The sequence below is a fragment of the Caulobacter sp. HJHS_5 genome, from assembly GCF_056683955.1.
This window is the reverse complement of record NZ_JBWZNC010000001.1, coordinates 332,561-353,021: the sequence shown is the minus strand read 5'-3', so window position 1 is coordinate 353,021 and position 20,461 is coordinate 332,561. Positions and strand designations below refer to the sequence as shown.

At 66.7% G+C, this 20,461-nt stretch carries 23 protein-coding genes and 1 pseudogene; 6 read left to right on the top strand and 18 right to left on the bottom strand.

The features are described 5' to 3' along the window. Window positions 1-13 precede the first annotated feature (13 nt). The 8 genes and pseudogenes from ACFLIT_RS01870 to ACFLIT_RS01835 all read right to left on the bottom strand — a co-directional run. On the bottom strand, window positions 14-175 hold the full coding sequence (locus ACFLIT_RS01870; RefSeq protein ID WP_479909475.1) for a hypothetical protein: 162 nt from the start codon (window positions 173-175) through the stop codon (window positions 14-16). Next, the gene (locus ACFLIT_RS01865) at window positions 172-963 is read right to left on the bottom strand and encodes an FkbM family methyltransferase (protein ID WP_479909474.1); all 792 of its coding nucleotides are present in this window, start codon (window positions 961-963) and stop codon (window positions 172-174) included. The genes ACFLIT_RS01870 and ACFLIT_RS01865 overlap by 4 nt, the downstream gene beginning before the upstream one ends. 48 nt (window positions 964-1,011) lie before the next feature. Then, the gene (gene recO, locus ACFLIT_RS01860) at window positions 1,012-1,743 is read right to left on the bottom strand and encodes a DNA repair protein RecO (protein WP_479909473.1); all 732 of its coding nucleotides are present in this window, start codon (window positions 1,741-1,743) and stop codon (window positions 1,012-1,014) included. Continuing rightward, entirely contained in the window at window positions 1,743-2,585 is an 843-nt protein-coding gene (locus ACFLIT_RS01855; protein WP_479909472.1) for an arylamine N-acetyltransferase family protein, read from the bottom strand. Before ACFLIT_RS01855 ends, recO begins: the two co-directional genes overlap by 1 nt. Continuing rightward, window positions 2,578-3,510, bottom strand: coding sequence for a GTPase Era (era, locus tag ACFLIT_RS01850; protein WP_479909471.1), 933 nt, complete (start codon window positions 3,508-3,510; stop codon window positions 2,578-2,580). Before era ends, ACFLIT_RS01855 begins: the two co-directional genes overlap by 8 nt. Further along, window positions 3,507-4,205, bottom strand: a complete 699-nt coding sequence (rnc, locus tag ACFLIT_RS01845; RefSeq protein WP_479909470.1) for a ribonuclease III — start codon at window positions 4,203-4,205, stop codon at window positions 3,507-3,509. Before rnc ends, era begins: the two co-directional genes overlap by 4 nt. Window positions 4,206-4,227: 22 nt before the next feature. After that, window positions 4,228-5,004 (bottom strand): signal peptidase I, encoded by a 777-nt coding sequence (gene lepB, locus ACFLIT_RS01840; RefSeq protein WP_479909469.1) that lies wholly within the window; start codon window positions 5,002-5,004, stop codon window positions 4,228-4,230. Window positions 5,005-5,111: 107 nt separating this feature from the next. Beyond that, window positions 5,112-5,219, bottom strand: a pseudogene (locus ACFLIT_RS01835) (DNA-binding response regulator); the annotation flags it as partial. A gap of 67 nt (window positions 5,220-5,286) precedes the next feature. On the opposite strand from ACFLIT_RS01835, the gene ACFLIT_RS01830 reads away from it, so the two are divergent. Next, window positions 5,287-6,441, top strand: a complete 1,155-nt coding sequence (locus ACFLIT_RS01830; protein ID WP_479909468.1) for a hypothetical protein — start codon at window positions 5,287-5,289, stop codon at window positions 6,439-6,441. A 51-nt stretch (window positions 6,442-6,492) separates the two neighbouring features. Here the strand turns inward: ACFLIT_RS01830 and ACFLIT_RS01825 are convergent, their stop codons facing one another. From ACFLIT_RS01825 to ACFLIT_RS01795, 7 genes are all read right to left on the bottom strand, one after another. Then, window positions 6,493-7,194, bottom strand: a complete 702-nt coding sequence (locus ACFLIT_RS01825) for a cytochrome b/b6 domain-containing protein (RefSeq protein WP_479909467.1) — start codon at window positions 7,192-7,194, stop codon at window positions 6,493-6,495. Beyond that, entirely contained in the window at window positions 7,194-7,715 is a 522-nt protein-coding gene (locus ACFLIT_RS01820; protein WP_479909466.1) for a c-type cytochrome, read from the bottom strand. The genes ACFLIT_RS01825 and ACFLIT_RS01820 overlap by 1 nt, the downstream gene beginning before the upstream one ends. Window positions 7,716-7,828: 113 nt before the next feature. Beyond that, the gene (locus tag ACFLIT_RS01815) at window positions 7,829-8,764 is read right to left on the bottom strand and encodes a DUF808 domain-containing protein (protein ID WP_479909465.1); all 936 of its coding nucleotides are present in this window, start codon (window positions 8,762-8,764) and stop codon (window positions 7,829-7,831) included. 62 nt (window positions 8,765-8,826) lie between these two features. Next, window positions 8,827-9,228: a holo-ACP synthase gene (gene acpS, locus ACFLIT_RS01810; RefSeq protein ID WP_479909464.1), complete on the bottom strand. Its 402-nt coding sequence runs from the start codon at window positions 9,226-9,228 to the stop codon at window positions 8,827-8,829. Window positions 9,229-9,238: 10 nt separating this feature from the next. Continuing rightward, window positions 9,239-9,985: a pyridoxine 5'-phosphate synthase gene (locus ACFLIT_RS01805; protein ID WP_479909463.1), complete on the bottom strand. Its 747-nt coding sequence runs from the start codon at window positions 9,983-9,985 to the stop codon at window positions 9,239-9,241. 15 nt (window positions 9,986-10,000) lie between these two features. Further along, window positions 10,001-10,585: an orotate phosphoribosyltransferase gene (gene pyrE, locus ACFLIT_RS01800; RefSeq protein ID WP_479909462.1), complete on the bottom strand. Its 585-nt coding sequence runs from the start codon at window positions 10,583-10,585 to the stop codon at window positions 10,001-10,003. 274 nt (window positions 10,586-10,859) lie between these two features. Further along, a complete protein-coding gene (locus ACFLIT_RS01795; protein ID WP_479909461.1) occupies window positions 10,860-11,132 on the bottom strand; it encodes a hypothetical protein in 273 nt (90 codons plus the stop codon). Between the two features lie 808 nt (window positions 11,133-11,940). Between ACFLIT_RS01795 and ACFLIT_RS01790 the strand changes: the two genes are divergently transcribed. Further along, window positions 11,941-12,390 (top strand): hypothetical protein, encoded by a 450-nt coding sequence (locus ACFLIT_RS01790; RefSeq protein WP_479909460.1) that lies wholly within the window; start codon window positions 11,941-11,943, stop codon window positions 12,388-12,390. Window positions 12,391-12,431: 41 nt separating this feature from the next. Continuing rightward, a complete protein-coding gene (locus ACFLIT_RS01785) occupies window positions 12,432-13,970 on the top strand; it encodes a Na+/H+ antiporter (RefSeq protein WP_479909459.1) in 1,539 nt (512 codons plus the stop codon). Here ACFLIT_RS01785 and ACFLIT_RS01780 read toward each other — a convergent pair. Both ACFLIT_RS01780 and rpoZ read right to left on the bottom strand, forming a co-directional pair. After that, a complete protein-coding gene (locus tag ACFLIT_RS01780) occupies window positions 13,967-16,108 on the bottom strand; it encodes a RelA/SpoT family protein (protein ID WP_479909807.1) in 2,142 nt (713 codons plus the stop codon). The genes ACFLIT_RS01785 and ACFLIT_RS01780 overlap by 4 nt on opposite strands. Before the next feature lie 140 nt (window positions 16,109-16,248). Continuing rightward, window positions 16,249-16,608, bottom strand: coding sequence for a DNA-directed RNA polymerase subunit omega (gene rpoZ / locus ACFLIT_RS01775; RefSeq protein WP_479909458.1), 360 nt, complete (start codon window positions 16,606-16,608; stop codon window positions 16,249-16,251). A gap of 189 nt (window positions 16,609-16,797) precedes the next feature. Between rpoZ and ACFLIT_RS01770 the strand changes: the two genes are divergently transcribed. Then, window positions 16,798-17,109, top strand: coding sequence for an EF-hand domain-containing protein (locus ACFLIT_RS01770; RefSeq protein WP_479909457.1), 312 nt, complete (start codon window positions 16,798-16,800; stop codon window positions 17,107-17,109). Here the strand turns inward: ACFLIT_RS01770 and folK are convergent. Beyond that, window positions 17,106-17,624, bottom strand: a complete 519-nt coding sequence (gene folK, locus ACFLIT_RS01765; protein WP_479909456.1) for a 2-amino-4-hydroxy-6-hydroxymethyldihydropteridine diphosphokinase — start codon at window positions 17,622-17,624, stop codon at window positions 17,106-17,108. The genes ACFLIT_RS01770 and folK overlap by 4 nt on opposite strands. A gap of 23 nt (window positions 17,625-17,647) precedes the next feature. Between folK and ACFLIT_RS01760 the strand changes: the two genes are divergently transcribed. Beyond that, window positions 17,648-18,283 carry a uracil-DNA glycosylase gene (locus tag ACFLIT_RS01760; protein ID WP_479909455.1) on the top strand — a complete coding sequence of 212 codons (636 nt, stop codon included), beginning with the start codon at window positions 17,648-17,650 and terminating at the stop codon, window positions 18,281-18,283. A 1,392-nt stretch (window positions 18,284-19,675) separates the two neighbouring features. Continuing rightward, window positions 19,676-20,386, top strand: coding sequence for a TonB family protein (locus ACFLIT_RS01755; RefSeq protein ID WP_479909454.1), 711 nt, complete (start codon window positions 19,676-19,678; stop codon window positions 20,384-20,386). Window positions 20,387-20,461: the final 75 nt, after the last annotated feature.

Genomic DNA, 20,461 nt, shown 5'->3' with positions numbered 1-20,461 from the left:
GCTCGGAGCGCCCTCAGGAAGCGCCGGGGTTCGCTTCGGCCGGTTTCGCCGCGCGAGCCGCCGTCCTGGCGGCCTCCTTGGCTTCCAGCCTGGCGGCCTGGGCGGCCATTTTCTCGGCGAAGGCCTCGGGACCGAGAGCCAGGGCTTCCTGCTCCAGGTGGGTCAGCACCTTCACCTCGACGTCCGGCGGGCGGACGCCGGCGTAGAAGTGGGCCAGTTCCAGGCGAACCTCCGGGCGCAGCAGCACGTCGTTGCGGAGAACAGCACATTGTTCTGACTGTCGTACTCGAAATCGCGCGCCACGGCGGTGAAGCCGTTCTCGAACATGAAGGCCTGCACCTGCGGCCACAGCCACTGGCCTTCCCAGAACGGACGCTCCTCGACCTCGACGAGGATCATCAGAAAATTCGCCATCGCCGATTGCATGCCGGGCAGCACGATGCCGACCGCGCCCTCGACATCGATCCAGGCGGTCATCGGGGATTTGATCTTTTCATTCCGGATGTGGTCGTCGATCCGCGTCGCCGGGACCTCCACCTCCATGGTCTCCACCTCTCCGGCGCGCGGCATCAGGGAGTTGGAGCCGAGCGTCGGCTTCACGGGGCGGTCGCCGCGGCGGGTCTGGACGAAGAATGTGGTGGTTCCGGTCACGTCGGCGACGGCGAGATTGCGGTACTCGACGCCTTCCCGCTTCGGATCGGAGTATTTCTTCTGCTTCCGAAAGACGAAAGGGTTGGCCTCGAAGGCGACGGCGCGCGTCTCGGGCAGGAGCTTCCGAATGGTGCGCGAGAAGGTCGCTTCCTTGGCGCCGATCTCCAGCGTCGAGCGCGGCCGAAGCACCTGATGCAATCGATAGAACAGCGATCGCAGGCGGGTCACCGACTCCTTACGCCCCTCCGCCGTGGAGAGATCGAACAAGGCGGCCGTCTGCAACAGGGCAAGGTCGGACTCGAGCAAACTCATCGGCCCGGACTCTAACCCGAGGTTTTTGACAGCGGCAACCGCCGGCCGTCAGAGCCGGCTCGATTCGCGCAACCGGTCCAGAAGCCAGGCGCGGGCCGGCGGGAGCGGCCTGTTCAGTGGGCCGAACACGAAGCCTTCCAGGAAATGCCCGGTGAGGTTCAGACCGGCGCCGACGTCGCCCGAGCTCAGGCCGCCCTGGGCCGAGAGCATAAACGGCGGCAGCGGCAGCAGGCGGTCGCGGTAGGGCTCGCCGGCGAGGCGGCTGACCGCCCGGCCGGTGCGCGGGCTGACCCAGACGAGATCGTCGAGCGATCCGGTGGCGGCGCATTTCGACAGGTCGAGGCCGAAGCCGAGGTCGTCGAGCAAGCCGGCTTCGAAGCGGACGTAGACCGCGGGCCAGACCGACGGGTGCTCGAGCGCGGCGATCAGGGCTTCGAGGGCGTGGAAGGCCCCGGGGTGCGGCTCGCGCTCCGGCAGGGCCTGGGCGACCACGGCGGCGGCGGCGGCGAGGCCGGCCAGGGCGAGCGGATCGTCGAACAGAACCCCGACCCCCTGCCCCATCGGCTCCAGCGTCGCCGCGCCGAGCTGCTCGGAAATCCGCGCGCGGTAGCGGGCGATGACGCGCGACCCCGGCTGCAGCAGCGGCTTCATGCGTCGCGACGCGCCGCCGGCGATGTGGGCGGCGAACCGGCCGTGGGTTTCGGTCAGGAGGTCGACGATGGCGCCGGTCTCGCCATGGGCGCGGGCCGCGAGGACGTAGGCTTCGTCCTCCCACTCCATCAGGCTTGCTCGCCGATTTCGACCGCCCGGGCCAAGGCCGGCCGCCAGTCGGGATCGACCGGCAGGAGGAAATCTTCGGCGAGGCAGCGCTCCAGCCCATCGACATCGAGCAGGCGACGCACCGGTTCGCCGTCGACCGGCCGCACCGTCAATCGGTTGTTGAGCAGGTTGAGCCGCACCCCCTCCGGCGACCGCGTCGCGATCAGGTTCTTGCGGAAGCGGCTCTCGGGGTTGGCGCTGCTCCACCAGTTGGCGGGCAGGTAGTCGACATCCAGCTGCGGGTCGGGCGAGAGGGTGTAGACCCGCTTCCACTCGCCCTCCACCTCCTGCTGCAGCACGGTTTCCGGGCCTTTGGCGACCAGGCGATAGGTCCCGTGCGGCGTGGTCTGCGGGGTTTCCGGCATCCACAGCACCGGCGCGGTCAGCGTCGAGCCGCCAAAGCCCACGTCGGCCAGCCAGTCGTTGCCCCGCACCCGGATTTTGAGCGCCATGTGCGTGCGAGGCCGCTCGGGCGCATCGTCCGCCGCTTGCCACTGCACGCGGCCGATCAGGCCGATGACCTGATAGCCGAGTGCGGTCAGCACGCGCTTGAACAGGCCGTTCTGCTCGTAGCAGTAGCCGCCACGCCTGTCGGCGATCAGCTTGCGCTCCACCGCCGCCGGAGAAATGTCGATCGGCCGCCCGAGGAAGGCGTCGATCGCCTCGAACGGTATGGCGGCCGGATGCAGCCGCTGCAGGGCGGCGAGCACGTCGAGCGTCGGGCTGGTCGAGCCGCTGTAGCCGATACGCTCGAAATAGGCGTCGAGGTCCGGACGGTCGGGCTCGGGCGCGGGGTCAGGCATCGAAGTCGAGGCCGAGCCCTTCGTAGGTCGAGCGCTCGTCGGCCCAGGTTTCGCGCACCTTCACCGTGAGGAACAGGTGCACCTTGCGGTCGAGGATGTCGCAGAGCTCGGTGCGCGACGCCTCGCCGATCCACTTCACCGTCTGGCCGCCCTTTCCGAGCACGATGGGCCGCTGGCTCTCGCGTTCGACGAAGATGGTCTGTTCGATGCGCGCCGAGCCGTCGGGCCGTTCCTCGAAGGCGGTGGTCTCGACATTGGCCGAGTACGGCAGCTCCTCGTGGACGCGCAGATAGACCTTCTCGCGGGTGATCTCGGCGGCGAGCAGGCGCACCGGCATGTCGGCGGCCTGGTCTTCGGGATAGAGCCACTCGCCCTCGGGCATCAGGCCGGCGAGCCTGGCCTTCAAGTCGAGCACCCCGTCGCCCTGGGCGGCCGAAATCATGAAGGCTTCCGAATAGACGCCGGTGTCGAACAGGCTCTTGGCGGCCGCCAGCAGGCGCTCTCGCTTGACGCCGTCGATCTTATTGAGCGCCAGGATCACCTGTTTGCCGGCGGCCTTGAGGCCTTCGACGATCATCTGCACGTCGTCGGCCGAGCGGCGGTCGGCCGCCTTGCCCGTGCCGTCCTCGACGGCCAGCTCCGAGTGCACGTCGACGAGGTGGACGACGGCGTCGGCGTCTTCCGAGCCCGCCCAGGCGGACCGGACCATGGCGCGGTCGAGCCGGCGGCGCGGCGTGAAGATGCCGGGGGTGTCGACCAGCACGATCTGGGCGTCGCCCTCGATGGCCACACCGCGCACCGGGAACCGCGTCGTCTGCACCTTCTGGGTGACGATCGAGACCTTGGAGCCGACCAGCCGGTTCACCAGGGTCGATTTGCCCGCGTTGGGCGCGCCGATCACGGCGACGAAGCCTGCGCGGCTCATGACCAAAGTCCTTCACGGATAAGCAGGGCCTGGGCGGCGGCCTTCTCGGCCTCCTGCCGCGAGGCGCCCTTGGCCGCCTGGGGCGGCAGGCTGTCGACGATCACCTCGACGGTGAAGGTCGGGGCGTGGTCCGGTCCGCTGCGGTCGACCACGCTGTAGACCGGCAGGGTGCGGTGCGCCGCCTGGGCCCATTCCTGCAGGGCGCTCTTGGCGTCGCGGCCGCGCGTGGGGTTGTCTTCGGCGAACGCCTCGCGCCAGAGCGCGGTGAAGACGCCGCGCGTCGTCTCCAGGTCGCTGTCGCGATAGACGGCGGCGATCAGGGCCTCGCAGGCCCCGGCCAGCACCGATGTGCGGTCGCGCGCGCCCATCTTGGTCGCCGAACCGCTCATCCGCAGAGCCGAACCGAGGTCGATCCCACGGGCCACGCGCGCGCAGGTCTCGCGGCTGACGAGACCGTTGTAGATCGGGGCCAGCCGGCCTTCGCTGGCGTCAGGATAGCGACGCGCCAGGGCCTCGGCCACCAGCAGCCCGAGCACGCGGTCGCCCACGAACTCCAGCACTTCGTTGTTGGCCGTCTTGCGCGCGCCCTCGCCGGTGCTGGCGTGGGTCAGGGCCCGCTCCAGCAGCTCGCGATCCTTGAAGCGATAGCCGATCCGCGCTTCGAGCGTGTGGACCGCGTTCGATCTGGCGTTCATCGGCCCAGCCCGATCACAACCATCACTTCAGGAGATGGAAGAAGCGATTGAACCGCGCCTCGGTCACCCAGGTCCAGGGCTTGAACAGCGAGGCTTCCTTGTTCCACGACAGCAGGATGATCTCCGCCTTGCCGACCAGGTTTTCGGCCGGGACCATGCCGACGCCGACGGCGGTCGGGAAGCGGCTGTCCAGGGAGTTGTCGCGGTTGTCGCCCATGAAGAAGTAGTTGCCCTCCGGCACGATGTAGACGCCGGTGTTGTCCACCTCGCCGTCGGGGCCGTAGTCGCCGGTGACGTAGGTGCGGCCGTTGTCCATGGTCTCGCTGTAGCGCTCCACCTCGCGGGTGAAGCCATAGTCCGACTGCTCCATCTCGGGCGCCAGCGGCGTGCGCGGGATCATCTTGCCGTTGATGTAGACCACGCCGCCGATCACCTGCACGCGGTCGCCCGGCAGCCCGATCAGGCGCTTGATGTAGTCGGTGTGCCCGTCGCGCGGCAGCTTGAACACCACGATGTCGCCCCGCTTGGGCTGACCGCCGAGGATGCGGCCGCTGAACAGCGGCGGGCTGAACGGGATCGAATGACGGCTGTAGCCGTACGAGAACTTGGAAACGATGATGTAATCGCCTTCCAGCAGCGTCGGCACCATCGAGGCGGACGGGATGGTGAAGGGCTGGAACAGCAGAACCCGCAGCACCAGGGCGATCAGCAGCGCGTAGCCGACCGTCTTGACGATCTCGATCAGTTCCTTGACCGCGCCGGACTCCTCGGTCGGCTTCGTGTCGGCGGCGTCGGTCATGAACAATCCGTGGGAAGCTTGCAGAAACGCCTAGCTAGACGCCCCCCGGGGCATCGGCAAGCGCCACGGGCGTATGCGCTCATTGGGGCGCGGATGAGGCGGCCAAGCTAGAGCAGCTTCAATCGGTCGAGCGCCTGAGGGTAGCGGCGCGAGAGCGGCGCCTCCAGCGCGCCGAGCTCGACCGTCCAGTCGCCGGAGCCGGCCGGGCGCAGGCCGTCGGATGATCCTGGATCCGTCACGGATATCGAAGCTGACCGGCCGCACAGCAGCGCTAAGACGAAGATGCTGCTCCTGCCTATCTCGCCGGACATTTGCCGCGGTCATGGCCTTGTGATCGAAGTGAGCGGTCAGACACGGAGATTCGACTTGGCGTGGGCTGTACCTGAGTTTGAGCCGGAACAGGTAAATGCCGCCGGCCGGTCCCTCGGGGGGATGGAATTTCCCGTGGTGAGCGCCGAAGGTCTACACGCACTAGCCGTGCTCAACAATTGGCGGGCAGCTCATGCCTACCCCTTGAATACCTTCCAAATCACACTGCGCCATCGGGCTCGCAAAGTAGCGCCAACGGTTATCATCGCCCAGCGGGCGAAGCGCTTGGACTCGATCCATCGCAAACTTGTAGCGCGCCCGACGATGCGCATGACCCAGATGCAAGATATCGCCGGGTGCAGAGCCGTCTTTGGTAGATTGAAGCAAGTTTATGAGCTTGCATCAGTGTATCGCGAGGGCAGGTTCGACCATAAATTTCGGAACGAGAAGGATTACATCGCTTTCCCGAAGCCCGATGGCTACAGGTCAGTGCACCTAATATACGAGTATGTCGGGACGGTAGCGACCGAAGCCTACAACGGCCTTCGAGTTGAAATTCAAATTCGCACCCAACAGCAACACGCTTGGGCCACTGCTGTGGAGGCGGTAGGGATTTTCACGCGTCAAGCGCTGAAGTCCAATCAGGGTGACGAAGATTGGCTAAGGTTCTTCGCCCTCATGAGCGCCGCCATCGCGGCAATCGAGCATAGCCCGCCGGTACCCGATACGCCGGTAGACAAAGCCGAACTGGTCGCTGAACTCGCTGACCTTGCACAACGGCTGCGAGCCCGCGACATGCTCCGTGCCTACAATACAACCCTCGACACTCTCGGGTCAGCCAAAGATGCGAAGTACTTTATCGTGCAGTTGGACCCCGATGAGAACCGCGTCACCGTAAGACGCTACAAAGCCAAAGAGTCCGCTGAAGCTAACCGTGTGTACACCGAGCTAGAGAGCCAAATTCCCGATAATTCTCGAAATCAAGTCGTTTTGGTTTCGGTCGCCGACATCAACGCACTGAAACGAGCCTATCCGAACTACTTTTTGGACACCGCCTTGTTCTCGCAGTTAGTCGAACGCGTCCTTCGAGGCAATTTCCCAGCACCTCAGCAGCCTCGTCTGATCTGATCTAGCAACGAAACGCAACGCTCACCTTCCAGAAGGTTACGTCGCCGACCCCTACCCCCCGAACGGCGGGCTGGCGCCCTTGGACAGCCACCAGGCGACGGCGGCCGCGATGGCCGCGATGAGCACGAACACCCAGATCGGCGCGCCGCGCAGTGGATCGGCCATCCCGCGGCGACGGCCGGTGAACATCGCCCCGATCAGGTTTTCGCGCTTGAAGATCAGGTAGCTGAACACGGCGACCACATGCAGGCCGATGACGATCAACAGCAGGTCGAAGGTCGTCTCATGCACCTTGGCGGCGGCGCGGCCGGTCTCGAAGCTGACGTAGGTCGAGAGCGGGCCCGACTCCAGCCCGTCCACGTCGACGGCGAAGAGGCCGAAGCTGACCTGGGCGACCAGCAGCAGCAGCATCGCCATGACGCTGAGCCCGCCCAGCGGGTTGTGCCCGTGATAGGCCTCGCCCTCGCCCTTGCCGACCAGGGCGCGGGCGTAGCGGATCACCGCGCCCGGACCGCGCACGAAGCTGGAGAAGCGCGCCGTCGAGCCGCCGAAGAAGCCCCAGAGGATGCGGAACACCAGGAGGCCGAGCAGGGTCAGGCCCGAAAGCCTGTGCCAGTCCATCTCGTGGTTTTCGACCGACCACCAGGAGAAGGCGAACAGGAACACCATCGTCCAGTGGACGACGCGCACTGGAACGTCCCACACCCTGGCGAGGGCCGCCGCCCCTTCGCCGGGCGGCGGCGCCGACGCCATCAGGATTCGTCCCGTTGACGGAAGGTCTGGTGGCACTCGCGGCAGGCGCCGCCGAGAACGGGCACGCCGGCCTTGATGGCGGCGAGATCGCCGCCGTCGACGGTGGTCGAGAACTTGGCGGCGGCGGCGGCGAAGGCGTCGGCGCGCTGCTTGAAGACGTCGGGCTGGGCCCAGATCTCCGGCTTGGCGGCTGTCTTCACCCCGGCTTCCGCCCCGGTGCCGGCCGGGAACCAGTCATGCAGTTGCGGCGCGAGGCCGGCGATGATCGGGGCCTGGGTCTTGAACACCGCCAGATCGGCGTTGCCCTTCTTCGACTCGTCGGTCATCGCCTTCAGGGCGCCGCCGAGCTTCTTGAGGTTGGTTTGGCGGGCCTTGATGGTGTCGGCGGCGTTCGGCGCCGCCGTAGCGGCGGCCGGCGGGGCCTGGGCCTCGTTCTTCGAAGTCGCTTCATCCTTCTGGCCGCAGGCTACGGCGAGCAGGCTGGCGGCGGCGATGGCCGCGATCGTCCATTCGGTCTTCACGTCGCTCTCCCTCTCGTTCTTGGAGGCGGACGTCCCAGCTGCAAGCAAGCGCGCCGGACCGCCCCCCACACGGTCACGCTATGCAGAGTCGCGACGGAGGGACAATGTTCCGCCTAGTGGGCCTTTTTCCTGGGGAAAAGGTGCAGCAGGCCGGCGATGACGCTCCCCACCACCAGACCGACCACGGCCGAGCCGGCGGCGTAGGCCAGCCAGCCGGCGACCGCTCCGACGCCCGGGATTTGCGCCGCCAGATGCTGGAAGCCCTCGACCCAGTCGGGGATCGGGGTGAAATGAAACTCATGCAGGCCGTGGACGATGATGCCGCCGCCGACCCACAGCATGGCGGCCGTGCCGACGCTGGCGAGCGTGCTGAGCACTGCCGGCATGGCCTTCACCAGGCCGCGCCCGAGCGCTCGACTGCCGGCGTTCCTGCGCTGGGACAGATGCAGACCGATATCGTCCATCTTCACGATGAAGGCGACGACGCCATAGACGCCGATGGTGATCAACAGGCCGACCAAGGCCAAGGCTGCCGCTTGCATGGTCAACGGCATGTCGGAGATTTCGCCCAGGGCGATGGCCATGATCTCGGCGGACAGGATCAGGTCGGTCCGGATGGCGCCGTCCACCTTCTGCTTTTCGAGCTCGGTGGAGCTGAGGGCGAGGTCGGAGGTAGTTTCGACATCCTCGTGGTGGGCGAAGATCTCGATGATCTTCTCGGCCGCTTCGAAGCTGAGATAGGCGCCGCCGATCATCAGCACCGGCGTCAACGCCCAGGGCGCGAAGGCGCTGAGCAGCAACGCGCCCGGCAGCAGGAAAAAGAACTTGTTGCGCAGGGAGCCCAGCGCGATCTTCCAGACGATCGGCAGCTCGCGATCGGGCGTGAAGCCCATGGCGTAGCCAGGGGTCACCGCCGTGTCGTCGACGACGACGCCCACGGCCTTGGAGCCCGCCTTGCCGGCGGCGGCTCCGACATCGTCCAGCGACGCCGCCGTGATCTTGACGATACCCGCCACGTCGTCGAGCAACGCGACCAGACCGGACGCCATGCGGCTTTCCTCTTCCTGACAACCCTGCGTTGGCTAGGGGCTGCGGGGGCGGCCGTAAAGCCCTACTCGGCCGGAACGGCCTCGATCACCACGAACGCCTGGGCGTAAGGGACCTCGTCGCTGAGCGTGAGGTGGATGCGGGCGACCATGCCCGGCGGGGTGATCTCGCTCAGACGCTCGGCCGCGCCGCCGGTCAGCGCCATGGTCGGCTGGCCGCTCGGCAGGTTCACCACCCCCATGTCACGCCAGAAGACTCCGCGGCGGATGCCGGTGCCCAGCGCCTTGGCGCAGGCCTCCTTGGCGGCGAAACGCTTGGCGTAGGTGTCGGCCGGGTCGCCCCGGCGGTGCGCGCGCGCCTGCTCTATGGCGGTAAAGCAGCGGTCCTCGAACCGCTCGCCGTGCCGCTCCAGGCTCTGGCGGATGCGCCGGATGTCGCTGATGTCGGCGCCGATGCCGAGGATCACGCCCAAGCCCTCAAGATCTGGCCTCGTCCATCAGCACGCGCATCTTCGCGATGGCGGGGCCGAGGCCGACGAAGATCGCCTCCCCGATCAGGAAGTGGCCGATATTGAGTTCCACCACCTGCGGGATGGCGGCGATCGGATCGACCGTTTCATAGTCGATGCCGTGACCGGCGTGGACTTCGAGGCCGAGGTCGGCGGCCTGTCTGGCGGCGGCGCGCAGGGCGTCGAGCTGATCGCCGGCCAGCTTGGCGTGGCCATCGCGAACCGCGTCGCAGAAGGCGCCGGTATGCAGCTCCACCACCTGGGCCCCCACGTGGTGGGCGGCGTCGATCTGCTTTGGATCGGCGCCGACGAACAGGGAGACGCGGCTGCCGGCCTCGGCCAGCCGGGCGACGAAGGGCTTGATGGCGTTATGGCCGCCAGCGACGTCGAGGCCGCCCTCGGTGGTGCGCTCCTCCCGGCGCTCGGGCACCAGGCAGACGGCGTGGGGTCTGTGGCGCAGGGCGATGTCCTGCATCTCCTGAGTGACGGCCATCTCGAAGTTGAGGGGCCGGTCGCGCTCCTTCAGCAGGGCCGCGAGCCGGTCGATATCGGCGTCGGAGATATGGCGGCGATCCTCACGCAGATGGGCGGTGATGCCGTCGGCGCCGGCCTCAAGCGCCTCCAGCGCCGCCCGGGCCGGATCCGGATAGGCGCCGCCGCGGGCGTTCCGGATGGTCGCCACGTGGTCGATGTTGACGCCGAGACGCAGGCTCATGTCGCCGTCCTTGGGCTACTTGGAGAGGCGCCGGCTGCCCGGGTCCTCGATCGGAATGGCCGCCAGTTCCGGCGGCAGGGCGTCGGCCGGATAGGCCGGCACTTCCAGGCTGGCGAGCGCGATCAGCGGAACGCCGACGTCGGCCTTGCCGCCCGAGCGGTCGACGATGCAGGCCGCGGCGATCACCTCGCCGCCCGCCGCCTGGATGGCCGCGATGCATTCGCGCGACGACAGGCCGGTGGTCACGATGTCCTCGACCATCACCACCTTGTCGCTGGGCTCGATGGAGAAGCCGCGACGCAGCTTGAACTGGCCGCCTTCCCGTTCGACGTAGAGCGAGGCGACGCCGAGCTGGCGGCCGGTTTCGTAGCCGGGAATGATGCCGCCGACGGCCGGCGAGATCACCACGTCGGGCTTGCCGACGGCGGCGACGATCTTGTCCGCCAACGCCTTGCACAGGCGCGCGCAGCGGTCCCCATGCATGAACACCAGGTTCTTCTGCAGAAAGACCGGGCTGTGCAGCCCGCTCGACAGGACGAAATGGCCTTCACGCAGAGCGCCGGCCGCACGGAATTCTTCGAGGACGTCTTCGGTGTTCATGCGCGCGTGGATAGCCGGTTTGCCACGGAGTCGGAAGATTGCGCGCGCACGGCGGGAAGTCCCTGGTTCGGGCTATGCGATCCGAACCAGGGACGTCGAAGGTCCTAGTGAAGAAGCCAGCTGACAAGCCATCCGACGAAGATCCAGAAGCCGAGACAGAACAAAAGGGCTCCCACGCGAAGCCAGTTGACCCGATATCGAGGACGCGCCGTTTGACGCGCGGGCGTGTTCGTGGCCGCGTCGGCGCTGGACGTGTGTTGCCTGGGGGGAAACATCACGCCCACTCCGCCCGACTGTCGACCCGGTCCATCCAGCTCCACAGCTCGCGGATGGCGAGGGCCCGCATGGCGGCGTCGGCCGATTCCAGCGGCGGCAGGCCGGCGATGCGCATGGCGTCCGACAAGGTCACCGGCTCTTCCCGGTCCAGCGCGAACCGGCGGCTCCGGCTGAGCCGCATGAAGCGGCGCCAGGCGCAGTCAACCGAATAGGCCGCCTTGACCGACTGCGTCGGCAAAAGACTCGACTGCAGCACCCGCCCGAACGCCACCAGCCTGGCGCCCGCGCAGACCCTGCCCAGCAGGGCCGACAGGGCTTCCGGCTCAAGCGGCTCGATCGCCAGGTCCTCCGGCGGCTCGCAGCCCGGTCCCGGGGGGCACGGAACCGCGCTGACGGCGCTCAGGATGACGTTCCCGCGATCGTCCGAGAAGGCATATTGAAGAAGATGCTTGGGACCGCTGAACCCTAGAGAGCGTACATTGAAATAAACACGGTCATCCGCCGCAGAAACACGCTCGAATCCGCCTCGTGCGCCGGGTCCATTATTGTGAAGGCGCAGGGCGAACGAGATTCTATCCGCGATCGTCGGGCCTTGAGGTGATCTGAGAGCAATTGAAAACATGGGCACGCTCCATCTGGGAGGCCCCAATGCTTGCCCGTCTCCGGCGATATCGAAAGGCGGTTAGGCCCCGATCCGGGCGATAAGACGCTAACCAATTCGGGTAGGCCTTAATCCTCCCTTCACCCTGCCGGTGCGCGCGGAGGCGACCGTTCGGCGCACTACGCCTTGCAATACAAGGCGCAGGAATGATTCTCATCAGTCTGTCATGATCTGTAATCGGGCGTAAAATCTGGGTAGATTCCGGCCTTAAATTACAAAATATTTGAGACAGTCTATATATTCACCTCAATTCACCGCCCTGTGGATATTTGTGCGTTGCGAAATCTGCTGAAAACAACAAGGCTAATAAGCCATTAATATCCACAACACATTTCATGTCCAGCCATGATTATTATTGATCTGCGGGGACGCGCCCCCCACCCTGCAGCGCTTCAGACACGCAGCAGAGGGGCGCGCGATGCTGGCTCAAGCCCGCAACACCGCGGTTCGAGGTGAATTTCGACAGAGCATCGACGGTATCGTCGCGCAGGGGGCCAATCCTCGTGCGGTGTACCGCTGGTGCGAGCAGTGGAGCGAGACGCTCTGCATCCTTCGCAAGGGCTTCGACGGCGACCTCGACTTCTATCTCCTGCTGCTGGTCTTTCTGCAGACGGAGATGGCGCGCAGCCTCAGGACATCCGCGTTGCGAGGCGAAGATCTTCGCGAGACCGGGCCGCGAGGCCTTAACGCGCTCAGCGTCGCGCAGATCTGCTCCATGCCGCGTGAGACGACGCGGCGGAAACTGGGTCGCCTGGTCGAGAAGGGCTATCTGACGCTCGATCCGGACGGTCTGTTCTACCTCAGCGATCGCTACCGCCCGGCGGACGCGCTCAAGGATATCGGCCGCCTCATGGACTTCGCTCGCTAGCCGATTGTCGCGCCGCGCGGTCCGGGTCAGGATCGCCTTAGATGCACGTCTTCGAGACCCTGCTGGCCCTTCTCCTGGGGGCGACCCTCCTCTCGGGAGTCGCCAGGCGGTTCGGCGTTCCCTACCCCACTTTGCTGGCCTTGGGCGGCGGCCTGGTGGCCCTGGTTCCGGGCGGTCCTCACCTCAGCCTGCCCCCCGATCTGATCCTGGCGCTGTTCGTCGCCCCGGTGCTGATCGACGCCGCCTACGACGCGTCGCTGCGGGACCTGAGGCGGAACTGGAAGCCCCTGCTGTCCCTGGTGCTTGGGGCCGTATCCCTGACGACGGTGGCGGTGGCCCTCGCCGCCCACGCCCTGTTTCCCGACATGCCCTGGGCCGCCGCCGTCGCGCTTGGGGCGCTGGTCGCTCCGCCCGACGCGGTGGCGGCGCTGGCGGTGTTGCGATCCGTTCAGCCGCCGCACCGCATCCGCAATATCCTTGAAGGCGAAAGCCTGCTGAACGACGCCACGGCCCTGCTGATCTATCGACTGGCGGTGGGCGCCGTCGCGGCCGGCGGGTTTCATGTCGCCACCGCCATCCCGACCTTCGGCCTGGTGATGATCGGCAGCGTCGTCGTCGGCTGGGCGGCGGCCCACCTGAACGCTCAGATCACAAGGCGGATCTCGGACGCTTCGAGTTCGGTGATCTTCCAGTTCGTGACCTGCTTCGCCCTGTGGCTGCTGGCCGAGCATCTGGGTCTTTCCGGCGTGGTCACCGTGGTGGTCTGCGGCCTGACCATCGCCCGCAGCAACATCGCCCCGATGCCGGCGCGCATCCGCCTGCCCTCCTTCGCGGTGTGGACGACCGCCACGATGCTGCTCAACGTGCTGGCCTTCACCCTGATCGGGCTGCAGTTGCGCCCGATCCTCGAAAGCCTCGATCCGCAGCAGCGGGTCCGCTACTTCCTCGGCGCCCTGGCGGTGCTCGGGGTGGTCGTCGTCGTCCGCCTGGCTTGGACCACGGCGCACCATGTGGTCGGCGGGCTGTTCACGCGGTTGCTGCGCGGCAAGGACGAGCCGGCCCCGCTGGGCGGGATACTGGTGGTGGGCTGGAGCGGCATGCGCGGCATCGTCACCCTGGCGGCGGCGATGGCCCTGCCCGGCGCCTTTCCCTATCGCGACTTCATCCAGCTGGCCGCCTTCGTGGTGGTGGTCGGCACCCTGGTGCTGCAGGGCCTGACCCTGCAGCCGCTGCTGCGCCTGCTGAAGCTCCCGAAGGACGACATCGAGGAGCGCGAGACCGCCGCCGCCCGCAAGGCCGCGTTCAAGGCGGCCTACGAATCGCTGGACGGCCTGGAGGGGCCGATCGCGGACCGCCTGCGCAACGACTACAAGGAAGTCACCCGCCGCGCCGCCGACGGCCTGGACCCGCGCGACACCGAGATCAACGAGCTTCGCCGCAGGGCGCTGGAGCGGGCGCGATCGGCGATCCTGGCCCTGCGCGGCGCCGGGACCATCGGCGACGGCGCCTATCGGCAGGTCGAGGAAGAGCTCGATCAGCTGGAGCTGACCACCGCCACTGGCGACTACGACGGAGCCTAATCCCGCGCCCGCTCCACCGTCTCGACCGTCGGACAGGCCCGCAGGGCCGCCGCGATGTTGGTCAGGTGGCGCAGGTCACGCACCTCCAGCTCGATATCGGTGTCGAAGAACTGGGCGTGACGGTGGTGCATCGTCAGGCCGACGATATTGCCGCCCGCCTCGCCGATGATGGTGCAGACCTGACCCAGCACGCCGGGCGCGTCGCCGATGGTGGCGGTCAGCTTGGCGTTGCTGATCGAGTGTTTCTCGGCCTCGGACGTCCACTGCAGGTCGCGCCAGACCTCGCCGCCGCCCTCGAAGGCCTCCAACAGCACGCAGTCGATGACGTGGACGGTGACGTCCTTCACCTCGTCGACGATGCCGACGATGCGGTCGCCCGGGATCGGCCGGCAGTGCGGGCAGAAGTGCAAGGCGGCGCTGGCCGGCAGTTCGCCGCGAACGAACAGGCGCGCGCCCTTGCCGTCGCCGATGCGCTGGCGCTCGCTGGCGGCCGCCTTCTCGTCGTCGCCGAGGCCCGGGAAGACCGTCTCAAGCACCTGCATCGGCGTGACGCGCCCCCGGCCGACGGCGTCGAACAGGTCCTCCTCGCTGGCGCTGACGAAGCGTTCCAGCACGGGCCGCAGCGACAGGCCCTTCAGGCTCTTGCCGGCGCGCTGGAAAGTCTGGTCGATCGTCGCCCGGCCGAGACGCTGGAACTCGTCCTTCTCCGTCTGGCGGATGGCGCGGCGGATGGCCGAGCGGGCGCGCCCGGTGATGGTCAGCGAGCGCCAGTCGGCCGGCATGGCCGCCTTGGCGCCCCGGATCACCTCCACCACGTCGCCGTTGTGCAGCACGGTGCGGAGCGGCTTCAGCTCGCCGTTGATCTTGGCGCCGATGGTGGCGTCGCCGATGTCGGTGTGCAGGGCGTAGGCGAAGTCCAGCGGCATGGCCCCGCTCGGCAGGCTGATCAGCTTGCCCTTGGGCGTGAAGACGAACACCTGGTCGAGGAACATCTCGAGCTTTGCGTGCTCGACCAGCTCTTCCGAATCCCCGCCGTGCTCCAGCACCTGGACGAGCTGGCGCAGGTTGGCCAGCGGGTCGCGGCCGCCCGCCGCCTCCATGCCCTCGGCGTCGAAGCCGTAGGAGCGGTCCTTGTAGCGCCAGTGGGCGGCGACGCCCTCTTCCGCCACGCGGTCCATGGCCTCGGTGCGGATCTGCATCTCGATGCGCATGCCCTTGGGGCCGACCACGGTGGTGTGCAGCGAGCGGTAGTTGTTGCGCTTGGGGGTGGAGATGAAGTCCTTGAACCGCTCCGGCACGCAGGCCCAGGCGCGGTGGATCACCCCTAGCGCGCGGTAGCAGTCGGCCTCGCTGTCGACGATCACCCGGAAGGCGTAGATGTCCGACAGCTGCGAGAAGCCGATCGATTTGCGCTGCAGCTTCCGCCAGATCGAATAGGGCTGCTTTTCGCGGCCGAACACCCGCGCCGGCAGCTCGGCGGCCTCCAGCTTGGCGGCGATCTCGTGGCTGACCATGGCCACCGCCCCGCCCTGCTCGGCGCGCAGCGCCTCCAGGCGGCGGATGATGGCGTTGCGGGCGACCGGATTGAGGTGCTCGAAGGCGAGCTCCTCCAGCTCGGTGCAGATGCGGTGCACCCCGATGTTGCGGGCCAGCGGGGCGTAGATGTCCAGGGTCTCGCGGGCGATCCGCTCGCGCTTGGCCGGGCTTTTGATGAAACCCAGGGTGCGCATGTTGTGCAGCCGGTCGGCGAGCTTGACCATCAGGACGCGGACGTCCTTCGAGATGGCCAGGATGAACTTCCGCAGGTTCTCCGCCTGCCGCATGTGCTCGGCGAGTTCGAGCTTGGAGAGCTTGGTCACGCCCTCGACCAGCTCGGCCACTTCCTCGCCGAACAGCTCGGCGATCTCGGCGCGGGTGACGGGCGTATCCTCGATCACGTCGTGCAGCAGCGCCGTGACGATGCTGGCGGTGTCGAGGCGGTATTCGGTCAGGATGCCCGCCACCTCGATGGGGTGGGCGTAATAGGGGTCGCCCGAGGCGCGCAGTTGCGCCCCGTGCATGCGCATGGCGTACACATAGGCGCGGTTGAGCATCGCCTCGTCGGCGGTCGGGTCGTACGAGAGGACCCGTTCGATCAGTTCGTACTGACGAAGGAACCGCGGGCGACGCGGCGCGGCGGGTTCGCCCGCCGGCTTGGCGGGGCGCGCTGGCGGCGCGTCTTTGGGCGGGGCGGCGGTTTCGGCCGCCTCGATCGAGAGCGGTTCTGAGCCCTCGGGGCTCAGTAGCGCTCCTCCTGGCCACCGTCGCGGTCGCTCTGCAGCGCCCGCACGAGCTCCTGCTCGCTCATCTGCATGTGGCTGGGATCGGCCAGCAGGGCCAGGGTTTCGGCCTCTTCCTCGGCTTCCGAGCGCTCATCCACGCGCTGCAGCGTGGTGATGAGGTTTTCCTTCAGTTCGTCGGCGTCGACCACGTCGTCGGCGATCTCGCGCAGGGCGCAGACCGGGTTCTTGTCGTTGTCGCGGTCGACCAGCAACGCCGAACCGGCCGAGATCGCGCGGGCGCGGTGCGCCGACAGCAGAACCAGGCTGAAGCGGTTGGGGACTTTCTCGACGCAATCTTCGACGGTGACGCGGGCCATGAATTCCTCGGGGAGCGGTAGAACCCGCCTAGATAAAGGCTGGAGGCCTCTAAAGCAATGTTCGCGGGTGCGGCGAATTCGTGGCGGCTGCGTATATCTTTCGCAATGAACAGGCAATCGACCGGCAACACGGCGGGCGGACCGTCCTCCGCATGGCGCGACACGACGCCAGCACGAGGAAACCCGAAAATGCGTAGCTCCCTGTATCTCGCCGCCGCGGCGAGTCTGGTTCTGGGCGGCGTCGCCCTGGCTCAACCTCCCGCCGGCGGCCCGCCCGGCGGCGGTGGCGGCGGTCAACGCATGCCGCCGGCCGAGCGTTTCGCGGCCATGGACGCCAACAAGGACGGCGCCGTCGACAAGACCGAATGGCGCGGCCCCGCCGAGCGCTTCGACGCTATCGACGCCAACAAGGACGGCAAGATCACCCTCGCCGAGCTGCAGGCCGCTCCTCCCGGCGGTCGTGGCGGCGGCCAGGGTGGAGGCGCGCCCAGCGGGAACTAGGGCGCGCCGGAGGGAAGGCGAGCGTCGCGACCGACGCTCGCCTTTTCCGCAAGCGACCGCGCCGTCTCGCCGAGGCGCGGATGTCGCCAATCCGGCGCGATCTGGGCCAGGGGGCCCATGACGAACAGGCGCTCGTGCGCCCGGGGGTGCGGCAGGACCGGCCCCACCTCCCCCGCCGACAAGGTGCGGCCGTAGGCGATCAGGTCGAGATCGAGCGTCCTCGGGGTGTTGGGCGATGTGCGCTGGCGGCCGAAGGCGTCTTCCAGGTCATGCAGCAGGGCGAGGGTCGCCGAAGGGTCGAGCCCGGTCTCGACCAGGGCGACGCCGTTGAGGAACGGCGGATCGGCCGGGTCCGGCCAGGCGGCCGAGCGCCACCAGCCCGAGCGGGCGATCACCTGGAGGCCGACCTCGTCCAGCGTGGCGAGCGCCCCCTCCAGAAGAGCCTCGCGGGAATCGAAGCGGCCGGGCAGATTGCTGCCCAGGGCGATCACCACCGCTTCGTCCCAGTTCGACATCCCCCTCCCCTAGACGCGCGCCCATGATCAATCCAGAGCCTCCAAGGGATTGCCCGCTCTGCCCGCGGTTGGTCGAGTATCGAAACGTCAACCGCGCCGAGAACCCGGACTGGTGGAACGGTCCCGCCCCGTCGTTCGGCGATCCGAACGCGCGGCTGCTGATCGTCGGCCTCGCGCCCGGCCGCACCGGGGCCAACCGCACGGGCCGCCCGTTCACCGGCGACGGCGCCGGCTGGATTCTCTACGAGACCCTGCTGAAGACCGGCTTCGCCACTGGCGTCTACGAGGCGCGCCCGGACGACACCCTGCAACTGCGCGACTGCATGATCACCAACGCCGTCCGCTGCGCCCCGCCGCTGAACAAGCCGACGACGGACGAGGAAAACACCTGCCGCCCGTTCCTGATCTCACGGCTGGAGGCCCTGCCGAACCTCAAGGCGATCCTCACCCTGGGCGACGTTTCCCGCCGCAACGTCCTGAAATCCCTGGGCTTCAAGGCTTCGGCGGGCCAACCCGGCCACGGCACGATCTTCGACGCCGGCCGCTACCGCCTGTTCAACAGCTATCACTGCTCCCGCCTGAACACGAACACCGGGCGGCTGACGCCGGCGATGTTCGAGGCGGTGTTCGAGAACATCCGGGGGTATCTGGAAGGCTGAGAGCAGACGCACCCGCGCGCCTGGAACGATGGAAACCAGACTTTCACTGACCGCTGTTAGCAGATGGCGCGCTTCTCTCTCAGGATGAGCCCGATGCAGCTCAGAGCACTGATGGCCACAGCCTTGCTGCTGACTGCATGCAGTGAGGAGAAGGGTAAGTCAGGGCAGCCACCGACACCGCCTAATTCCCGCCCCCTCGTAGAAAGGGTTCCAGCACCGAACGGCCCTGTCGAATTGCCACCGCCATTGCACGTCAAAGCCCTACGATCCGCAGCCATCGACCCCGAGTGGCCCCGGCGCGTCGCTAACGTAATTGGCTTCGCTCCGCCCGACATCGCCACCGACTACACGGCGAGGGTTGCGTTCCGTCCGAGCACGAGGAGCGTCGGCGAAGCCTTGTACGTGGTTCGGCGGCATGGAAATTGGGTGCGCGTCGACGAGCACGCAGACGATCGTCACCGCACCAAGTTCATCGATTTGGCTAGGGAACTCGTCATTTCAACAGATGGGAACAGTTCTCCGGACGCCACTCGATACCTCTCCGTCCAACGGCTCACAGAGAGACTCTATGATGGTCGCGGGCAACTGCTTTCCATCGAGAAGGGCCTGCTAGGGGACGAGGAAGTTGTCCCGCCAAAGGGCATCTTTGAGCTCGGAACATGGATCGCCAAGATCGCAGTGGAACAGGCGGAACCATCGTATGATGTCGTCTTGCGCTCGGGCGAGCTGTCGGACGGGTTAGGTCCGATCACGACGACAGAACGCCGGCGCGGCAACATGCGTTACCGAGAGGAAGCGTCGAGTAGGCGTCGAGAGCTCTTCGCCGTGGATGATGGCGGGAGCTTCCGATTCTACGCTTCGTACACGCCTGAAGGCCGGCTTATCCACCTATCGGTCAATCGAGAAAGCGCGGTCCCTGTGGACCCCAAACCCAAAAACTCCGCCTCCGTAGCTGAGGTTCTCGGCGAGCGTTGCTTGTGGATCGACACCGCTGAAGGAATTTCTGATCTGGTTGCCGCGAGTTGCGTAGCCAGCGGCGGAGCTCCGCTCATCAAAATTCAACAAGGTAGGGGATCGACTATTCGAAGTTACGCTGTGAGCATTAGTCGGACCCCTCTTCCCGTAAGCGCTGTGTTGCCTCCTTCGGAAACGTTGGGTTCTCTGCGCCCATGAAGTTTGCATGAGCTGACCTTCGGTCCCCCGAAGACTGCGCCAGACCTCCCGCAGCGGCGGATAACGCGCCTCAGGGCGAAGGCCAAACCTTCCCAAGGTCCGACAAGGGGCGGTTGGCGACTGTACGCTAAGGGTGGTGACCGGAGGTTAGGAATATGTGTGGCAGCTGAGAGGCGTAGCTGACTTGAGGGCTCTGCACCCAGCTTGAGGCATAAATCCATGCGCGTCATTGCGGCAGTCGTGGCAGCTCTTCTGACCACACCGGCTGGGGCTGAGGCGATACCATCAATCCAAGTCAGTGCACGAGCGAGCATGTCTGCGGCCGACGCATTGGGCCGTATGAAAATCCTCAGCGTCCGCCAAGGGAAGGCTGGATCATGGGAAGCTCAAGGTCGACTTCAAGAAACTGTGCGAGGTCGGATAACAAAGCGGACTTGGACGATATCCGCGCCCGACAAGCGGACAGCTAACTTTAAGCCAAGCGTGGGAGAAAGCTGGAACTTGTATCTCCGCGAGACACCGAACGGACTTGTCTTGAACTATGCCGCGCCCTCGCTCGCCGCTTCAATGATTTCCGAGCCGGTGACACCCGCAAAGTTGCCGCAACCGCCCAGAAGCACACTGCTGGTTCGCAACGTCAAATGGGTACGCCGGCCTTCGGACGCCGATGTGCAGCGATACTACCCCGCCCAGACGCTACGCAAAAACATCGCAGGCTCCGTCGACCTCCGATGTAGGCTTGCCTGGAACGGTACTCTGACGGAGTGCCGGGTGCTTTCTGCCAAACCGGCGAGCGCAGGCTTCGATGCCGCAGCAATTCAGCTCAGCAGAATTTACCGAGCGGCCCCGACTTCTCCCGAAGGCGACTTGCTCGGTGGGCAGTTGGTTGTGCTTACGGTCGATTTCGATCCGCCGCGTTCGAGACCTTGAATAGTTTGCTCGCGGGCTGCCGCGTTCATTCAGGTCCGTGTCAGCGTCCATCCCACGCCTGAAAAGCGGAACACC